At 58.9% G+C, this 18,151-nt stretch carries 12 protein-coding genes and 1 pseudogene; 7 read left to right on the plus strand and 6 right to left on the minus strand.

Annotation, left to right across the window (positions count from 1 at the left end; translation table 11 throughout):
• Positions 1-114 precede the first annotated feature (114 nt).
• From JIN78_RS17940 to JIN78_RS04710, 4 genes and pseudogenes are all read left to right on the plus strand, one after another.
• A pseudogene (locus JIN78_RS17940) lies at positions 115-453 on the plus strand (PAS domain-containing protein); the annotation flags it as partial.
• Positions 454-474: 21 nt separating this feature from the next.
• Complete coding sequence (locus JIN78_RS04700; protein WP_234037804.1) at positions 475-2,538, plus strand: hybrid sensor histidine kinase/response regulator; 2,064 nt, start codon at positions 475-477, stop codon at positions 2,536-2,538.
• A gap of 226 nt (positions 2,539-2,764) precedes the next feature.
• Positions 2,765-5,170, plus strand: a complete 2,406-nt coding sequence (locus JIN78_RS04705) for an ATP-binding protein (protein WP_200390789.1) — start codon at positions 2,765-2,767, stop codon at positions 5,168-5,170.
• 251 nt (positions 5,171-5,421) lie between these two features.
• Entirely contained in the window at positions 5,422-7,089 is a 1,668-nt protein-coding gene (locus tag JIN78_RS04710; RefSeq protein WP_200390790.1) for a glutamine--tRNA ligase/YqeY domain fusion protein, read from the plus strand.
• A gap of 274 nt (positions 7,090-7,363) precedes the next feature.
• Here the strand turns inward: JIN78_RS04710 and JIN78_RS04715 are convergent, their stop codons facing one another.
• The 5 genes from JIN78_RS04715 to JIN78_RS04735 all read right to left on the minus strand — a co-directional run bounded on the left by JIN78_RS04715 (position 7,364) and on the right by JIN78_RS04735 (position 12,039).
• Complete coding sequence (locus tag JIN78_RS04715; protein ID WP_200390791.1) at positions 7,364-9,364, minus strand: ATP-binding cassette domain-containing protein; 2,001 nt, start codon at positions 9,362-9,364, stop codon at positions 7,364-7,366.
• Positions 9,365-9,570: 206 nt separating this feature from the next.
• Positions 9,571-9,774 (minus strand): hypothetical protein, encoded by a 204-nt coding sequence (locus tag JIN78_RS04720; RefSeq protein ID WP_200390792.1) that lies wholly within the window; start codon positions 9,772-9,774, stop codon positions 9,571-9,573.
• 45 nt (positions 9,775-9,819) lie between these two features.
• Positions 9,820-10,689 (minus strand): translation elongation factor Ts, encoded by an 870-nt coding sequence (gene tsf, locus JIN78_RS04725; RefSeq protein ID WP_200390793.1) that lies wholly within the window; start codon positions 10,687-10,689, stop codon positions 9,820-9,822.
• A 41-nt stretch (positions 10,690-10,730) separates the two neighbouring features.
• Positions 10,731-11,414: a 30S ribosomal protein S2 gene (rpsB, locus tag JIN78_RS04730; RefSeq protein ID WP_200390794.1), complete on the minus strand. Its 684-nt coding sequence runs from the start codon at positions 11,412-11,414 to the stop codon at positions 10,731-10,733.
• A gap of 178 nt (positions 11,415-11,592) precedes the next feature.
• Complete coding sequence (locus JIN78_RS04735; protein WP_200390795.1) at positions 11,593-12,039, minus strand: arsenate reductase ArsC; 447 nt, start codon at positions 12,037-12,039, stop codon at positions 11,593-11,595.
• A 127-nt stretch (positions 12,040-12,166) separates the two neighbouring features.
• Between JIN78_RS04735 and xseA the strand changes: the two genes are divergently transcribed.
• On the plus strand, positions 12,167-13,543 hold the full coding sequence (xseA, locus tag JIN78_RS04740) for an exodeoxyribonuclease VII large subunit (protein ID WP_200390796.1): 1,377 nt from the start codon (positions 12,167-12,169) through the stop codon (positions 13,541-13,543).
• Between the two features lie 58 nt (positions 13,544-13,601).
• Positions 13,602-15,755, plus strand: coding sequence for a transglutaminase domain-containing protein (locus JIN78_RS04745; protein ID WP_200390797.1), 2,154 nt, complete (start codon positions 13,602-13,604; stop codon positions 15,753-15,755).
• Between the two features lies 1 nt (position 15,756).
• On the opposite strand, the gene JIN78_RS04750 is transcribed toward JIN78_RS04745, so the two are convergent.
• On the minus strand, positions 15,757-17,481 hold the full coding sequence (locus JIN78_RS04750) for an ArnT family glycosyltransferase (RefSeq protein WP_200390798.1): 1,725 nt from the start codon (positions 17,479-17,481) through the stop codon (positions 15,757-15,759).
• A gap of 65 nt (positions 17,482-17,546) precedes the next feature.
• On the opposite strand from JIN78_RS04750, the gene JIN78_RS04755 reads away from it, so the two are divergent.
• A complete protein-coding gene (locus JIN78_RS04755; RefSeq protein WP_200390799.1) occupies positions 17,547-18,092 on the plus strand; it encodes a hypothetical protein in 546 nt (181 codons plus the stop codon).
• Positions 18,093-18,151: the final 59 nt, after the last annotated feature.

Below are 18,151 nucleotides of genomic sequence, written 5' to 3' on the forward strand. Positions count from 1 at the left end.
GGTTGGGGGTCGACGGTAGTTATTTGCTAGTCAATTATCTATATGGTTTTTGTTGTTGCCTGTGCTCACGATGTTGGCTTTCTTAGTTGAGGGAACAAGCCAGCGGAGGTTTCAATGAAAGATGTTAGATTAGTCGAGGGGGGACGGGTGAGGGATTGGCCGGATCTGTTGGAAGACATCCGTTTCTGCCAGTGGGAGTATTCGGTCAAGGAGAGGGTTCTTCGCTGCGGAGAGTTGCAGGGAGAGGTGGCAGCGGCAGAGGAAGAAGGAGGTTGGTTCCAGGCCTTGGTGCATCCTTCGGACCGCAAGCGGGTTTTACGGGTCTTGAGAAAAAGGCGGAAGGGGGGACAGAAATTCGAGGTGATTCTGAGGGTGAAGAGTCGACAACACCGGTGGGTATGGGTGCGGGTGATGGGGCGGACTACAGAGAGGGAGCCGTCCGGGAGGGTGAGCCGGTTTGAAGGTTGTCTTTGCTTGGTTGAGACCCGGCGACGGTCTCCTCGGAGCGAAGAGTCCCTGCGGCAACTCTACCGTGCTGCCTGCGGGATAGGCAAAGCGATTCGGGAGGCGGAGGACTTGCAGGAGGCCTTCCAATTGGCCTGTCGACTGGTGGTGGAAACGGCGGGCATGCGGATGGCCTGGATTAGCGAAATCGACTGGAAATCGGCCTATATTTGCCCGGATGCGTGGGCGGGATACAGTGATGGCTATGCCGAAAATCTGAAGATTTCCATCGGATTCGTCGAGCTGGGGAAAGGCCCGGCGGGCAAGGCTTTTCGCAGCAAGGATATTTCCCTTTGCCGGGATGTCTCCGCCGAGCCGGATTTCACTCCTTGGAGGGAGGCCGCGCTGGAGCGTGGCTACCTCTCGTTGGTGGGAGTGCCCCTGCTCGACAGCCGGAATCAATGCTTGGGCTTGTTTCTGGTTTACTCCGGTCAAATCGATGGCTTTGGAGAAGATGAACTGAGTTTGCTTCGGGCGGTGGCCAATCACCTGATGCTGGCGATGGAAAGCGTTCATCGGGAGCGGTCTTTACAAGAAAGCCGCGATCAATTCGGGGAATTGGTCAATAACATCGGAGAGGGATTTTTTGCCTATTGTCGGCTCACCGACCGCCTCATTTACTCAAGTCCGGAATATTGGGAAGTCCTTGGCTTGGACGAGCAGGAGGTGACTCTCAAGGACTTTCACAATCTCGTTCATCCGGAGGATTCGGGCGGTTTTCTTGAGGTCGTGGAGAAGGCCATGTCGGGTCGGGAAACCGATCTGGAGTTTCGCATCATCCGGCCCAGTGGGGAAGTAGTTTGGATTCATGAGCACACCGCCTCTATCAAAGGAGACGACGGGGAGGTGGTGCGGGTGATTGGGGTCTTGCGTGACATTACTCGACACAAGGAGATGGAGGCCCAGCTCTACCGGACCCAGCGCTTGGAGAGTTTGGGCACGCTGGCGGGTGGCATCGCCCATGATCTCAATAATGTGCTGGCCCCCATCTCTCTCTCCATCGACTTGCTCAATGAGGAAAAAGATGACGAAAGAAGGCGGCAGATCATCGCCATGATTAAATCCAGTGCGTCTCGGGGATCAAATTTGGTGAAGCAGGTTCTCCTCTTTGCTCGGGGCGCGCAAGGTCCGCGGGAGACGCTTTGTCTGATGCCTCTGCTGGAAGAGGTGACTAGGATTGGCGCGGAGACTTTTCCAAAAAGCATCAGGATCGTCAGGGAGTTTGCCCCCGATTTGGGGCCGGTAAATGGAGATTCCACCCATTTGCAGCAGGTCTTCATCAATCTCTGTGTCAATGCCCGGGATTCCATGCCCCGGGGCGGGCGCCTGCTTTTCCGGGCCCGCAATCGGGCTTTCTCTCCAGCGGAAGCAAATGAACTCGGCCTGGGCGCGGCGGGCGAATATGTTGAATTGGAGGTGACTGATGAGGGGGAAGGGATGACAGCGGAGGTGCGGGACCGGATTTTCGAGCCCTTCTTCACCACCAAGGAGCTGGGGCAGGGCACGGGACTGGGCTTGTCCACTTGCCTCGCGATTGTCCGAAGTCATGGGGGACTTCTGCAAGTTGACTCGACTCCGGGCCAAGGGAGCACCTTTCGTGTTCTTCTTCCTCAGACCGAAGGGGTTTGTCCAGTGACCCGGCCGGGACTTCTCCGGGCCAAAACGAAAGGGGAGGGGCGCAGTATTCTTGTCGTGGATGATGAGGAAATGGTGCGGGATATTCTTTGCCGCACTTTGGAAAGTCTCGGCTATCGGGTCTCTGCGCGGAGTGGTGCCCAAGAGGCCATCGAACGGCTCAGAACTGGTTCCCAAGTGGACTTGCTAGTGACCGATATGATGATGCCGGGTATGAACGGACCGGAACTGGTTGCTTGGATCCGGCGCGAAATGCCACAAATCAAGGTGGTCGGAACCAGTGGATTGAGTCGGGAGGAGTTCAAATGGGATGGCGAAGAATTGCAAGTGGATGGCTTCATTGATAAGCCTTTTGGTCGGGAGCAGCTTTCCAAGGTGGTTGCTTCAGTGTTGCCGTAGGCGATAGTTGGGTAGGTGAACTTTGAGATGGCTTTCGGTTTATAAAAATTTCGCAATTTAATAGAAAATATCCGCCAACGTGTTAGTCTACGTGACCGTAATTCCTGGTGAACCCTTCAATGCTCTGGCACTGAGTTGTTGAGGGAATGTCGGGAGAGAGTTGTGTTCCTTGATGAAAGAGAGTCTGAATAGCACCAAAGCACCACAAACCCGTGGATTGGGTAGATTGGCTGCATCGAACCAATTTGGTTCTTGGACGTATTCGCTTCAGTATGATGAGCTGTTTTTGTCTTCCTTCTGGCGGGAAATGGCAGGCTATGAGGAGGGTGAGGGGCCTGTCGGTGAGGGAGGGTTGCTTTTCCAGCAGATTGTTCACCCGGAAGACCAACAGCGTGTGCTGACAGGGGTCAGGACCCGGCTTGAAAGTAGCGAGGCAGGTTTCGAACTGTTTCTTCGTCTCCGGCACAGCAGTGGCGAGTGGGTCTGGTTTTCGATCAAGGGAGAGACTCTGGATTGCGATAGTGAAGGGAGGCCGTTGGCCTTGCGAGGCAGTTATGGCCCGATTCGCACCCGGCAGCGGATGAATGCGGCTGGGGAAGTTCCTCCCGCGCTTTTTGAAGCTGCTTGCGAGGTGGGCCGTGCCATCTGTCGGGCCCGGGGACTGCGCGAGGCTTTTCAAGTCGTTTGCGAGCTATTGGTTGAAAAGGCTGGCTTCCGGATGGCTTGGGGGACGGAACTCAAGCCTGGCGATCGCTTTCTACAGCCTCAGGTCTGGGCCGGGAGCAATGAGGGTTTTGCCGAACGGCTCCAGCTTTCCATTGATGATGTCGCCCTGGGCAAGGGGCCCATCGGGATGAGCTACCGTTCCAAGCAAATCTATGTTTGCCGCGATGTCTGGTCTGAACCTATTTTTCGGCCTTGGCGGGAAATTGCCATGCGGCAGGGCTATGTTTCATGTGCGGCCGTGCCCTTGGTGGCTCGTAGCGACGAGGTGATGGGGGTGCTGGGACTTTACTATCCCGAGCGGGACGGCATCGGGGAGGAGGAGGTGCAACTGTTGCAAGCTGTTTCGGCCAATTTGGCTCTCGCCATCGAGTCTTCCCGCCGGGAGGAAAGCTTGCGGGAGAGCAAGAATCAGTTCACTGAACTGGCTGGCAACATTGGTGAAGGAGTTTTCAGTTATTGCTGTGTCACTCGTAAATTGCTCTATGTCAATCCTGTATACTGGACTCTGCTGGGTCTCCCGGAGTGCGACGTTACCTACGAGGTCTTACTTCAGCGCATTTATCCTCAGGATGTGGGCCTTTACCTGAGGCTCATTGAAAAGCGGTTGGCGGGGGAAGAGACCAACGAAGAATACCGTGTGGTGCACGATGGCGGCGAAGTCGTCTGGATCAATGAGCACACCATTTCGATCACGGATGATGCGGGGCGGGTCATCAAGATCAATGGGGTGTTGCGGGACATTACCAATCACAAGAAAATGGAAGCCCAGCTCTTGCGCACCCAGCGTATGGAAAGTCTGGGAACGATGGCCGGAGGGATTGCACACGATCTGAACAATGTTCTTGCTCCGATTTCGCTCTCCATTGATCTCCTCCGTTACACTGGGGACGAGCAGCGTCGCACGGAGATTTTGGATATGATTAAATCCAGCGCCGAGCGAGGGGCCAATTTGGTCAAGCAGGTTCTCCTTTTTGCCCGGGGGGCGGAAGGGAAACGCGAGCAAGTGTCTTTACTTCCTCTGCTTAAAGAAATCCTCAAGTTTGTGGATGAGACTTTTCCAAAAGACATCAGTGTTTTTTCCCATCTGGAGGAGGGGCTCTGGGAAGTCAATGGGGACCCGACCCACCTGCATCAGGTCCTCATGAATCTTTGCGTCAATGCTCGTGATGCCATGCCGAAGGGAGGCAAGCTCTCGCTCAGAGCTCGCAATGTTTCGCTGGCTCAGGACCAGGCCGACCGGCTGGGGGCTTTGGCGGCGGGAAAATACGTGGAACTCACGGTGAGCGACAACGGCACCGGTATGTCCCGCGAGCTCATTGAGCGCATTTTCGAGCCCTTTTACTCCACCAAGGAAGTGGGCCGAGGCACCGGGCTGGGCCTGTCCACCAGCCTCGCCATCGTGCGCGGTCATGGGGGCGCGATTGAGGTGGAGTCGGAGTTGGGCCGGGGAAGCTCCTTCCGTGTTTTTCTCCCGAGAGTCAAGCTCGCCGAACACCCGGCTCCCGAGCGCGCCCAGCCTGCCCTCCCTGCCGGCCGAGGCGAAACTGTGATGATCGTCGATGACGAGGATATGGTGCGCGATCTTCTGCACAAGACCTTGGAAAGCCGGGGATACCAGGTGGTGGCAGCAGTGGATGGAGTTGATGCCATCGAAAAGCTCAAGTCCCGGACCAAGGTTGATGTTCTCATCACCGATATGATGATGCCCCGCATGGGAGGGCGAGAGCTCATCAATTGGCTCAAACGAGAAAGGCCGGAGCTCAAGGTAATTGCCACCAGCGGGCTCGGGGGGGAAGAGTTGGGAAGGGGCGGAGAGGAGCGGGGGGTAGTTCGCTTTATTTCCAAACCCTACAATCGCACTCAGCTCTTCGAAGTGCTCGATGAGGTGCTTCACCCGGGTGATTGATGGCGAGGAGCCTTTCGCCCTTCTCCTGACACCCAAGAGAATCGGTCTCGCCCGCATTTCCGACCTCGTGGCAGCACTGCCGTAATCTCGTCCGGCTTTGGAGCAGATTCAGGATGCCGACTTCCAGCAAGAGGCGGAGGATTGGCGGTGTGATCGGGAGCGCCGACTGTAAATCAGGAGTGCCGCGATTTTTCCCTCTCCGGTGTTGCAGAAAGCCGCTGCAGGGGCGATGACTGCCGCGCGCAGTTTTCATGAGCAAGAAACGGGATTTTATCAGAGACATTGTCGCGGCCGATTTGGCCTCGGGGAAGCACGAAACCGCGATCACGCGCTTTCCGCCCGAGCCCAATGGCTACCTGCACCTGGGGCACGCCCGGGCCATTTGCCTGAACTTCGGTCTCGCCCAGGAACATCAAGGGGCCCGCTGCCATCTGCGCTTCGACGACACCAATCCCGCCAAGGAGGAAGCCGAATACGTGGAGTCCATCAAGCGCGATGTCGCTTGGCTGGGCTTCGACTGGGGGGATCATCTCTACTTCGCCAGCGACTACTTCGACTTTTTCTACGACTGTGCCGTCCACTTGATTCGGGAAGGCAAGGCCTATGTCGATGAGCAGAGCTTGGAAGAAATGCGCAAAAACCGGGGATCGGTGACCGAGCCTGGCACGCCTTCTCCCTTCCGCGACCGTTCGGTAGAGGACAATCTCGCGCGCTTCGAGGACATGCGGGCGGGCAAATACGCCGATGGGGCGGCTGTTCTGCGGGCGAAGATCGACATGGCCGCGCCGAATATGAACATGCGCGACCCCGTGCTCTACCGCGTGCTCAAAGCTCCCCACCACAACACCGGCGATACGTGGAAAATTTACCCCATGTATGACTTTGCCCACCCCCTGGAGGATGCCAAGGAGCACATCACGCACTCTCTTTGCACGCTGGAGTTTGAAGACCATCGTCCGCTCTACAACTGGGTGGTGGAGAATTGTCCCGTGCCGGCTCAACCCCGTCAGATCGAGTTTTCCCGCCTCAACTTCACCTACACCGTGATGAGCAAGCGCAAGTTGCTGGAGCTGGTCAATGAAGGGGTGGTCGAGGGTTGGGACGACCCCCGCATGCCCACTCTCAGCGGCGCGCGTCGTCGGGGCATTCCTCCGGAAGCCATTCGCGCTGTTTGTGAAGAAACGGGGATCACCAAACAAGTGGGCGTCACCGATGTGGCCTTGTTGGAGTTCGAAACCCGGAAAATTCTCAACAAGGAGGTCAATCGCCGCATGGCGGTGATGAATCCGCTCAAGGTCGTGCTCGTCAATTACGAGGAAGGGGCCAGCGAAACGGTCAAGGTGCCGAACAATCCCGAGGACGCTGGGGCCGGGGAGCGTGAGGTGGCCTTGGGTCGCGAAGTGTGGATCGAGCGCGAGGACTTCGAGCTCGACCCTCCGAAGAAGTATCACCGTCTCAAGCCCGGCGGCGCGGTCCGTTTGCGCGGAGGCTACATCATTCAATATGTGGGCCACGAAGTGGACGAGAACGGCGAAGTCACAGAGGTGCGCTGTGAATACCTCCCTGGCACCATTGGTCAGAATGCGCCCGAGGGCGTGGTTTGCAAGGCGGCGGTCCATTGGGTCAGTGTTGCCCATGCCCACGAAGCCGAGGTCCGGCTCTATGACCGGCTCTTCACGGCGGAAAATCCCGATGCCGCAGAGGGAGGATTCAAGTCGGTGCTCAATCCCGATTCTTTGCAAGTCGTTAGCGGGGTCAAAGTTGAAGCGGCGGCTGCGGAAATGGCTCCCGGCGAGCGTTGCCAGTTCGAGCGCGTGGGTTATTTCGTGGCCGACAGCGAAGAGCATCGTCCCGGTGAGAGGCTTGTCTTCAACCGCACCGTGGCCCTGCGCGATTCCTGGGGCGGCGGCAAGAAATAGGCCCGTCACGGTAGGGATGTGATTCGGTAGGGATGTAATTCGGTAGGGATGTAATTCGGTAGGGATGTAATTCGGTAGGGATGCCTCAGCGAGGCATCCCTACCGAGGCATCCGCAGGAGGGGGGCGGTGCCCGAAAAAGGGAATCGTGGTGTCCAGCAGGAAGACCGTCGTTGTTGGATGCGGTTGCGAGGGGGTGATTCGGCGGATGCCTCAGCGGGGCATCCCTACCGATCAAAGAGAGAAGGAACTCTGTGAAAGGGTCCTGCTGGCGGCTTACTCGGAGGCCAGTTTGGCTTCGAGAGACTCAATCTCGGCGGTGAGGCCGTCCCAGCGAGAATAGGCTTTGTCGAGCTTATCGGTCAAGTTGGCGAGGGCGTGGGAGATTTCCTGGAATTTGTCGCCATCGGCGGCCACTTCCGGTTTGGACAACTCGGCGGAAAGGGTGGCTTGGGCTCCTTCGATTTCCGCGATTTCTCCCTCCAGTTTTTCGAGATCGTTTTTGAGCGGTTTGAGCGCCTGGCGGGCGGCGGCCTCGGCCTTGCGCTGTTCCTTGCGATTGACGCCGGGCTGGGTTTTGGCGGGTTTGGGCTCCTCTTTTTTGGCTGCAGGCTTGGGAGGGAGAGCGGTTTTCTTGGCAGGGGCGGGTTGTGCGCTGGCTTGTTGTTCTTCCGCTGCCACTTTATCGAGATAGTAGCTCAGGTTGCCGTGGAAGAGGCGCGGGTCGTGATTGGGGCGGAATTCAATAGTCTTGGAAATGATGGGATCGAGGAAAGCCCGGTTGTGGGAGACGATGAGGAGGGTGCCTTCGTAGTCGATGAGCGCCTGCTGCAAAATGTCCTGCGAGCGCATGTCGAGGTGGTTGGTGGGCTCATCGAGAATGAGAAAGTTGGCGGGCCGCACCAACATGCGCACGAGAGCCACGCGGGAGCGTTCTCCTCCGGAAAGGACGCCGATTTTTTTGAAAACGTCGTCGCCACGGAATAGGAAACAGCCGAGGATGTCGCGGGCGGAGAGGGCGTTGCCCCGGGCCGCGACTTTTTCCACCGTTTCCAGGATGGTCAGGTTGGGATCGAGCTCGTCGGCGTGGTTTTGGTTGAAAAAGCTGGGCAAAGTTTTCGCCCCCAGCTCGTGTTGACCATTCGAGGGTTCTTCTTCTCCGGTGATGAGGCGGCAGAAAGTGGATTTTCCCGCGCCATTGGGGCCTACGATGGCGATCTTCTCCTTGCGCTCGATTTCGAAGTCGAAGTCTTTGAAAATGATTTGATCGCCGTAAGTTTTGCCCGCGCGCTCCAGCTTGGCCACCGATTGGGTGGTGGGCGGGGGATCGGGGAAGCGGAAGGAAACCTGCGATTCCTCGGCGTCGATCTCGATGCGTTCGATTTTTTCCAGCTGCTTGATGCGGGATTGCACGAGGGAGGCCTTGTTGGCTGAGGCCCGGAAGCGATTGATGAAGCGCTCCATTTGCTCAATCTCGCGATCCTGCGCTTTCTTCTGCTTGAGGCGGATTTCTTGCCGTTCGGCTAGCTGGACCTCGTAATCGGAGTAGTTGCCCTTGAACTCCTCGGCCCGGCCGTGGTGGAAGGCGATGGTGCGGGTAACGAGGGCATCCATCAGGGAGCGGTCGTGGGAAATGAGGGCGATGGCGCCGCGATAGTTGTGCAAGTAGCCCTCCATGAAGTTCTGTGCGGTGATGTCGAGGTGGTTGGTGGGCTCGTCGAGAAGGAGGATTTCGGGCTCGGCGAGGAAGAGCTTGGCCATCGCAATGCGCATCTGCCAGCCGCCGGAGAATTCCCCGCAATCGCGATCGAGGTCTTCGGGCTGGAAGCCGAGCCCGGCGAGAACGGACTGGATCTTCGGCCGGATGCGGGAGGGATCGAAGTGTTCGAGGGCGAGGTCGAGCTCGCCCATGCGCTCGAGAATCTTCGAGTAGGGGTCCGAGCGGGGGTCGTGTTTGTCCAGTTCGCCCTCCAGCTCATTGAGTTCGCGCTGCAATTCCTGCGCTTCGCCAAAGGCGGACTCGGTCTCTTCGTAGACGGTCTTGCCTTTGACGTGAATGCCTTCCTGCGGGAGGTAGCCGATGCGGTGGTGCTTGGGCTTGGTGATTTCGCCCCCGTTGGGAGGGAGAACCCCCGCAATGCACTTCATCAGGGTGGACTTGCCCGCGCCGTTGTGTCCCGCAAAGGCGATGCGCTCGCCGTCATTAATGGAAAAGGAGAGGTCAGCGAAGACCACGCGGGGGCCGAACTCGACGCGAAGGTTTTTGATGGAAAGCACGGGCCGTGCTTAGAGGGGCGCGAGGAGTTTTTCAACGCCGACTTGCGCAATTAGTCACTGATCAACTCACGCAATCGCCGTGTGGGCTCCTCGCGGTCGAGTCGAGAGGCGGCGGAAGAGTTCGTTATTGGCGGCGATGAAGTTTTCGGCGGAAGAGGCTGCCTCGCTGGCTGAAATAGTGCCCTGATTGGTTAAGGTGGGCGCAGCTAAACAATCTGATCGCCCACCTCCAAACCGAGGGCGGCCAAGGTGGCTTCATCAAGAATGACGCCCTTGTGATCTCCGATTTGACGGATTTCTGTGATTATGAGGGGACTATGAGCTTGCTGCGGGATCTTGTCAATTTCACTTGCGTTGCGGTGGAGTGGGAGCAGGACGATGAGGCGAGGGAGGGGCACGAAAAAAGGCATCCCGCATAGGATGCCTTTAGGGGAAAACCTTAAATTAAGGAGTCTTCAGCTACCGACCGCGAAGCGGGTGAAGCGGTTGATGGTGAGGGTGTCGCCGAGTTCCTTGCCCTTCTGCTCGAGGAGAGCGGAAATACTGATGTCGGGATCCTTCACGAAGCCTTGGTCCACGAGGCACTGCTCGCTGTAGAACTTGCCAAGCTTGCCTTCGATGATCTTTTCGAGGATTTCGGCGGGCTTGCCGCTGTTTTCCATCTGCTTGCGGAAGACTTCCTTCTCGGCTTCCACGAGTTCAGCAGGGATGTCGCTGCGGTTGAGACCGGCGGGAGCGGCGGCGGCGATGTGCAGGGTGATGTCCTTGACGAGGTCCTTGAAGGCTTCCTGGGAAGGAGTTTCCTCTTTCTCACAGCTCACTTCGAGAAGGACGCCGACCTTGCCACCCATGTGGATGTAGGAGGCGATGGCACCAGCGCCAGCCACGTCGAAACGCTCGAAGCGGGAGAACTGGAGGTTCTCGCCGAGTTCGATGACCTTGGCCTTCACGGCTCCACCCACGGTGTCTTCACCCATGGGCACATTGAGTGCGGACTCCAGATCCTGGGCGTCGGTGGCGGCCACGGTTTCGGCAATCTCGGTGACGAAAGCGCCGAAGTTGTCGTTCTTGGCCACGAAGTCGGTTTCGCAGTTGATCTCCACCAGCACGCCGGACTTGCCGTCGGCGGAAAGCTGGGCGGAGACGAGGCCTTCCTTGGCTTCGCGGTCCGCTTTTTTGGCAGCCTTCAAGCCGCTGCGCTCGCGCAGGATCTTGATGGCTGCTTCCATGTCGCCATTGGTTTCGGTGAGGGCTTTCTTGCACTCCATCATCGCTACGTTGGTGCGTTCGCGGAGTTCTTTGACTTGGGATGCGGTGATTGCCATGTCGTTAAATCGGTTGTTTGCTTAGGTTTCGGGTGAGTCGTTTACTGCTTGCCAGCCGCGAGGTAGGAGTCGACGAGGTTCTGCAGGATCAGGCGGATGGAGCGCATGGAGTCGTCGTTGGCCGGGATGGGGTAGTCGACCACGGAGGGGTCGGCATTGGTGTCCACGATGCCGATGATGGGCACCTTGAGGCGGCGGGCTTCGGCGACCGCGATGGACTCACGGGCGGTGTCGACCACCACGATGGCGTCGGGCTTTTTCTCCATGTTGCGGATCCCGTGCAGGTTGCGCTGGAGTTTTTCCTTCTCCCGGTTCAAAGCCGCCAATTCCTTCTTGGACATGTTCTTATACTCCGGCTGCTTCTCGATGTTCTCGAGGTAGCGCAGGCGTTCCACGGACTGGCGGATGGTGGTGAGGTTGGTCATCATGCCACCGAGCCAGCGGTGGTTGACGTAGAACTGCTCGGTGGCTTCGGCGGCCTCTTGCACCGCCTTCTGGGCCTGGTGCTTGCAGCCGACGAAGAGCACTTTCTTATTCTTGCCTGCCAGTTCGGCGAGGAAGTCGGAAGCTTTGTCGAGCTGACGGACGGTTTCCTCGAGGTTGATGATGAAGATGCCGCCTTTGTCCTTCATGAGGTAGGGCTTCATCTTGGGGTTCCACTTACGGGTCTGGTGTCCGTAGTGAACGCCAGCCTCTACCATCTCTTTCAATAGGTCATTTACCATAATTTCGGGTCCCGTGTTAAAGCACAGCGGGCGCTTGTGGATGTCCGGCCGCCTTTGCCCTTCGGGGAGTCATCCATTGTTGATAAAGCGGCACCAAATAGCCGAAGGGGCGGCGGTGTTACGGGGGAAAGGATGATTTGTCAATGAGAGGGTGAAAAATCTTCCCCCGCAGTGGGGATTAGAGCGATTCCTTGAGGCCCTCGGCGTAGGCGGAGAAGACCAGTTCCACTTGGTCGCGCACGTTGCGGAAGACGGCGAGCACTTCCTCCTCGGTGCCTTTAGCGTGGGCGGGATCGAGGAAGCCCCAGTGGTGGCGATGGACTTGACCGGGAAAGAGGGGGCAGGCCTCGGCGGCATCTCCGCAGACCGTGATCACGGTGTCGACGCCATTCTCGAGGAATTCATCCCATTTTTTGGATTGGTGTTGGGAGATGTCGACCCCGGCTTCTTTCATCACTTGGATGGCCAGGGGGTGGACGTAGCCGGAGGGGTGGGAGCCCGCGCTGGAGACTTTGGCCAGATCACCCAGTTCGCGCCGGAGAAAGCCTTCGGCCATATGGCTGCGGCAGGAGTTGCCGGTGCAGAGGATGAGGATGTGGCGGCGGTGTTTTTCGGGAAGGTTCATGGATGTGGTCAGCCCGACGGGCTCGGGGAGCTTAGGGGGAAGCGGCGGAAATTGACCAGTGACGAAATTGTCACCGCAGGACGAAAAAACAGTTTTGCCTCGCGGGTGGCCATGCCAGCGTTGGGGCGTGAACCTTTTCACCGACTTTCCCTCCGATCGCGAAGAGAAGCGTGAGGCCTTGCCCGTCTCCCGTCTCTTGCGCCGCATGCGTAATTTGTTGGAGATCGAGATTGGTGAGGTCTGGGTGGAGGGTGAGGTCTCCAATCTCCGGAAGCAAAAGAGTGGGCACTGGTATTTCACGCTCAAGGACGATCAGGGGCAGATTGCCTGCGCCATGTTCGGGGCCCGCCGTCGCAATGGGAATGAGGTTTTGGAAGACGGGGCCAAGGTGCGCGTCTTTGGTGAAGTGACCATTTACGAAGCCCGTGGCACCGCACAATTGGTGGTGAAAGAGGCGGAGGCCGTGGGGGAAGGCGGGCTGCAAGCGCGCTTTGAGGCATTGAAGCGCAAACTCGACGCGGAAGGACTCTTTGCCGCCGGGAGGAAAAAGCCTTTGCCCAAGCATCCCACCCGTCTGGCGTTGGTGACTTCCGGCTCGGGGGCGGCCCTGCAGGACATGCTCAATGTCCTCTCGCGGCGGGCTCCTTGGGTGACGGTTTACCTTGCCGATGTGCAGGTGCAGGGGAAGGGGGCGGAACAGGGAATTGCCCGGGCCATCGAGCGATTGGGCAACTGGCAGGCGGAGGGGTGGCCGGAGTGCGAGGTGATCATTGTGGCCCGGGGGGGAGGTTCGCTGGAGGATTTGTGGAATTTCAATGAAGAGGTGGTGGCGCGGGCGATTGCGGCTTGCCCCCTCCCGGTGGTCAGTGCGGTGGGCCACGAGATCGACTTCACTATCGCGGACTTTGTGGCTGATCTGCGGGCTCCCACTCCCAGTGCGGCAGCTGAGCTGGTGGTGCCGGATCAGAAGGAGCTGGCTACCCAGTTGGAGGCCTTGCAGGGGCGCTTGCGGCGGCGCTTGCGGGAGGAGCTGCAGCGGCGGCAGGAAACCCTGCGTCACCTTCGTCGCACGGGCGTGGCCGTGTCGCCTGAAAAAATACTACGCGAGCCCGTCCGGCGCCTGGATGAGGCGGCGGCGGGCTTGGAGCGAGCGGCGGAGGGAAGCTTGCGTCGTCGTCGGGATCTGTTGCATCATCTGCGGCGTCGCTGGCAGGTGCACCACCCGCGACTCGTCATGGCTCGTCGCCGCGAGCGTCTGGAGCGCTTGCAACGTCGCCTGGACTTGCTCGGGCCGGGGGAGATTCAGCGCCGTCGGGATTTTCTTACCCGTTTGGAGTCGGTTCTTCGTGCTCTTGGACCGGATTCTGCATTCGAGCGCGGTTTTTCCATCACCCGCACGCAGGAAGGAAAGATTCTCCATCATCCCGGTGAGGCGGCCCCCGGAGAGCTCATTGAGACGGTTTTCAAGGACGGAAGTTTGCTGAGCCGGGTGGAGAAAGAGTGAGGGACACATTTGCTGAAAACCCCTCGTCAAGGCCTCTTCGCTGTGGCAGAGATGGGGAATGCGACGTTTTCTTCTCTCTTTTGTCTTCAGTGCCGGTCTCCTCTGCTGGTTGGGGGCGGCCGAGCCCTTCGCCGCGCTGGCAGAAGAAATCCGGGTGGAATATGGCGAGCCGGGGGCGGAGGATTTCGCCTTTTTGGTCAGCTACATGCCCCCGGCCGATTTGGAGTCGGTTTCTGCCGAACTCCTGCAGCGCAATGTGGAGCTGGCCTTCCGGGCGCGGGAGGAATTCCCGTGGTCGGCGAAGGTGCCACGAGACCTCTTTCGCAATGAAGTTCTTCCCTACGCCTTACTCGACGAGAAGCGGGAGGATTGGCGGCCGCGGTTTTATGAGATCTGCCGGGAGCTGGTGCGGGGGTGTGCGACTGCCAGCGAGGCGGCGCAAGTGCTCAATCGCGATTTGTTCAACAAGCTGAACGTTCACTATCACACCGGGCGGAAGAAGCCGAACCAGAGCCCGTCTGAATCGATGGCCAGCGGGAAGGCGACCTGCACGGGCTTGAGCATTATCCTCGCCTATGGCTGCCGCTCGGTGGGGATTCCGGCACGGGTGGCGGGGACGGCAATGTGGTCCGACAAGAGCGGGAACCATACTTGGGTCGAGATCTGGGATGGGGAGTGGAAGTTCCTGGGGGCGGACGAATACGATGAGCAGGGGCTCAATCGTGCTTGGTTCACCGATCGGGCCGCCAAGGCGGTGGCTGGCGATCCTCTGCATGCGATCTGGGCCTCCTCCTGGCAGACGGCCGACGGCATTTTTCCACTGGTCTGGGATCGGGAGAACGAGACCGTGTTTGCGAAGAACGTCACCTCCCGCTATGCCCGCGACGTGGCCGAGGCTCGCCAGGATGTGGCGGTGCGGGTTTTTTCTCCGGGAGGAAAGGAGCGGGTGGTGGCCGAGGTCTCGCAATTGGATGCTGCAGGGCAAATCGTGAACTCTGTTTTCACCAAAGCGGGCCGAGCGGACCTCAATGATGTGGCTTCTCTTCCTCTGACTGGCGAGGGGCCTTGGTCCTTGCAAGTCTTGGCGAGAGAGGGACGGCGGGAGTTGACTTTGCAGGAGCTTCCGGAGGGGACTCTCGATCTTGTCCTGGAGGAAAAGAAAGAGCGCCCGCGCTGGGATTTCTCACCCCTCGTGGAAGGGTGGCGGGCCGAGGGCCGGGCCGACCGTGAGCAAGAGCTGACGGCGAAAGTGGTGCGGGCGGCCGGAAAGGAGATGAAGTTTCTTGAGAAGCGGTTTGGCGAAGCGCCCGCCGCCGGGCATTCGCTCTGGATTTCGCTGCACGGGGGAGGGAATGCTCCGGCGAGAGTGAACGACCGCCAGTGGCAGAATCAAATCCAGCTCTATCAGCCGGAGGAGGGCTACTACGTGGCTCCCCGGGCCCCCACCGATACCTGGAATTTGTGGCATGAGGCTCACATTGACGAGTTGCTGGACCGGCTCATCTCCAACTACGTGGTGTGCCGGGGAGTGGACCCCAATCGGGTCTATTTGCTGGGCTACTCGGCGGGGGGAGACGGGGTTTACCAGTTGGCTCCCCGGATGGCGGATCGCTTTGCCGCCGCTGCCATGATGGCGGGTCATCCCAATGAGGCCCGGCCCGATGGTCTGCGGAATCTGCCCTTCGAGATTTTCATGGGCGAAAGGGACGGCGCTTATGACCGGAACAAGATTGCCGCCCAATGGAAAGAGCTCCTCGGGACCGCGCGGGAGGAAGAACAAGGTGAGGGCTATCCCCATCGGGTCACCATTTACCCCGGACTGGGGCATTGGATGGAGGGCAAGGATGCGGAAGTGATTTCCCGGATGGCCACTGAGTCCCGTGTGGAATGGCCCCGCAAGGTCGTTTGGCTTCAGGACGACGTCACCCACGAGCGGCTCTACTGGCTGGGGGTGGATGCCGAGGGGGCGCGCAAGGGACGCAAGTTGATCGCGGAAGTGAACGGGCAGACCATCACCGTGGAGGGCGAGGATGTCAGCGGCTTGCGGTTCTGGCTCAGTGACGAGTTGCTCGACCTCGAGGAGGAAATCGTTGTGATCGCCAATGGGGAGGAGGTCTTTCGCGGTCAAGTCCGCCGTCAGCCGAGTGTGGCCGCGCGGTCCTTGCGCCAGCGCTGTGGCATAATGGCGACGGCTTTGCTTGAGCTGGAGTGAGCTATTGGGGGCGCAGCACGATGGCCTCGACCCAGGAAGAAGTCGCGGGCGACCAGCCGGACACTCGTTCGGCGGCGGCGATGCGCTCGGCGCCATAGAGTGCGGCTAATTCCGCACGATTGTCGTCCGCCAGGGGAACGTCTTTTTGCAAGGTCAGTAGCGGCCACCAGCTTTCGTCGTCGATGCGCCAGCGGCGGGTGACGGCGATGGTAAGGGCGTCCTCGTCGGGAGTGAGGGACTCCGACGGACGAAAGTCCCAGATGCCGCGTTTGTCGGGATCGGTGAAGTCGTCGAAATACCAGACCAGCGAGGGCTCTTTGTAACCGCTGGCTACCAGGGTGCCGGAGGGGATTCCGGTGGCATTGCGCAAGCGCAGCGTCAGATGGCTGTGACGGGCCACGGCGGTGGCGAGGAGGAGGAAGACGCTGAAGGAAAGGAAAGCGGAAACCGTGGCCACGCGGGCCATTTTCTCCCGGCGCAGAAGGGCTGCACCCACGATGGCGAGGGAAAGCATCACTCCGCCCAGTAGCGTGACCAAGAGGGCCAGGTCGAGAGCCTCTCTGCCCCGTTGGGTTTGGGTCAGACCGATGATGAGGAGTAGGAGGCCGAGGACGGCGGGCAGAAGGAGGGCCAGGGTGCGCACAATGCGGCCTAGGCGGCCCAGCTCCACACGCTGGCGGAAGGTGAAGGCGAGGAGAAGGAAGAAGGCGGGATAGCCGGGTAGGATGTAGTGAGGCAGCTGGGTGGCGTAGAAGGAAAAGACGAGAAAGGGAGCCACGAACCAGGCCAGCAAAAAGCGGGTGTCCAAGTCTCCCTGACGCCAACTCTTCTTTAGCGTGCCGGGGAGATGTGCCGTCCATGGGAGGAGAAAGGGAATGATGATGAGGAGGTAATAAATACCGGGAATGAAGAAGCGCTCGTTCATCGCTCCGGTGCCGCGTTCCACCACGTGCTTGCCGATGCCGATGCCAAAGTAGGCTCCCTGAGTATCAATCAAGGCCGGGATGCCCCAAAGGGCAACGAGGGCGAGGGAAGGGAGGAGAGTGATGAGAACGGCCTTTTGAGCCTGCCAAACTTGTGTTCTTTGTTGGCGGAGTTCCTGGGTTTCCTCCGCGCCTGCCTTTCGCCCTTTCCACCAGAAAAAGCCGAAAAGGACGAGGAGGGCGGTCTGGGGAATGGCGTAGGCGAGGGGCCCCTTGGCCAGAAAACCGAGAGCGAACCACAAGGTGAGAAGCAGCAAGTTGAGCCCCCGCTGTCCTTGCCCGTGCATCACGCGGTGGAGCTGGCTCATGGCGAGCACGATGAAGAGAATGAGCGGCATATCGGCCACCGCCAGGCGGGAGTGGATGAGCACTTGGAGGGCCGTCAACCAGCCTGCGCCGGCCAGAAAGGCCATTTTCCGATCCAGGCCTAGCCGCCGGGCGAAGAAGAAGAGGAGGATGGCCACCAGCCAGGAGGAGAGGGCCGAATGGAGGCGGGCCCCGAACTCGTTGATGCCGAGAACTTCGAAATTGGCCCGCATCCACCAATAGGTCAGCGGGGGCTTGTCGAAACGATACTCGTCGTTGAAATAAGGCACCGCCCATTCCCCGCGGTCCATCATTTCCACCGTGGCGTGGGAGAAGCGGGGCTCATCGCGATCGACCAAAGGCAGCACCCAGATTCCGGGCAGGAGCGCCACGACAGCGAGGAGAGTGAGGCCAAGGGGCGAAAGCAGTTTGTTCACGACCGGAAGCAGGCACCAGAGACTTCGGGAGTTTCAAGGATATTTTCGTTTTTCAGCGACTCCGCTTGGCGATGGGGGAGGAAGTGGGAGTTCTTTTTCTTGAGAAAAGTGCTTTCGCACTCGGATTGAACGAGCCTGTCAGCGACTGGTGGTGTAGAGAGAGTTTTGCCATGTGCGTTTTAAGAATAGTGAGTCCGTCATGTTCTTTTCGTGACCGGCCTGAGCTGGAAATGCTGCCAGTGGTGGATATCTGTGAAAAAGGGGACGCTCGTTTTGGAAAGTCCAGGCGGCCTGCTTCGCAGTTTTCTGTGACGGTAGAAGTTTCGAATGCAGAGTGGGATGAGCTGCCAAGCCAATTTGATGACGCGTGTGAGTTTCTCCAAAACTATTGGGAAGAGCTTCGTTCTTTGCTGGACTTGGTGGCTGATGGAAAAGGATGCCTTGATTTTCCGTGTTGGTCTCGATTGTCAGAGGGTGTTCTCATGCAGAGCGATGTGTTGCCTGCAAACCTGATCTCCTTGGCGGGTCGGCTTGGCTTGGAGATTGAGTTGTCTTGTTATCAAAAATCGTTTTTTGATGAAGTGGATGAGCCAGACAAAAATTTTGATTGAGCAGAGGCAGTTGCTTTGACCGTGACTGTGGACTGATCCTCGTCTTCAAAAATTCTGGG

This window comes from Roseibacillus ishigakijimensis (assembly GCF_016595415.1).
Classification (GTDB): domain Bacteria; phylum Verrucomicrobiota; class Verrucomicrobiia; order Verrucomicrobiales; family Akkermansiaceae; genus Roseibacillus; species Roseibacillus ishigakijimensis.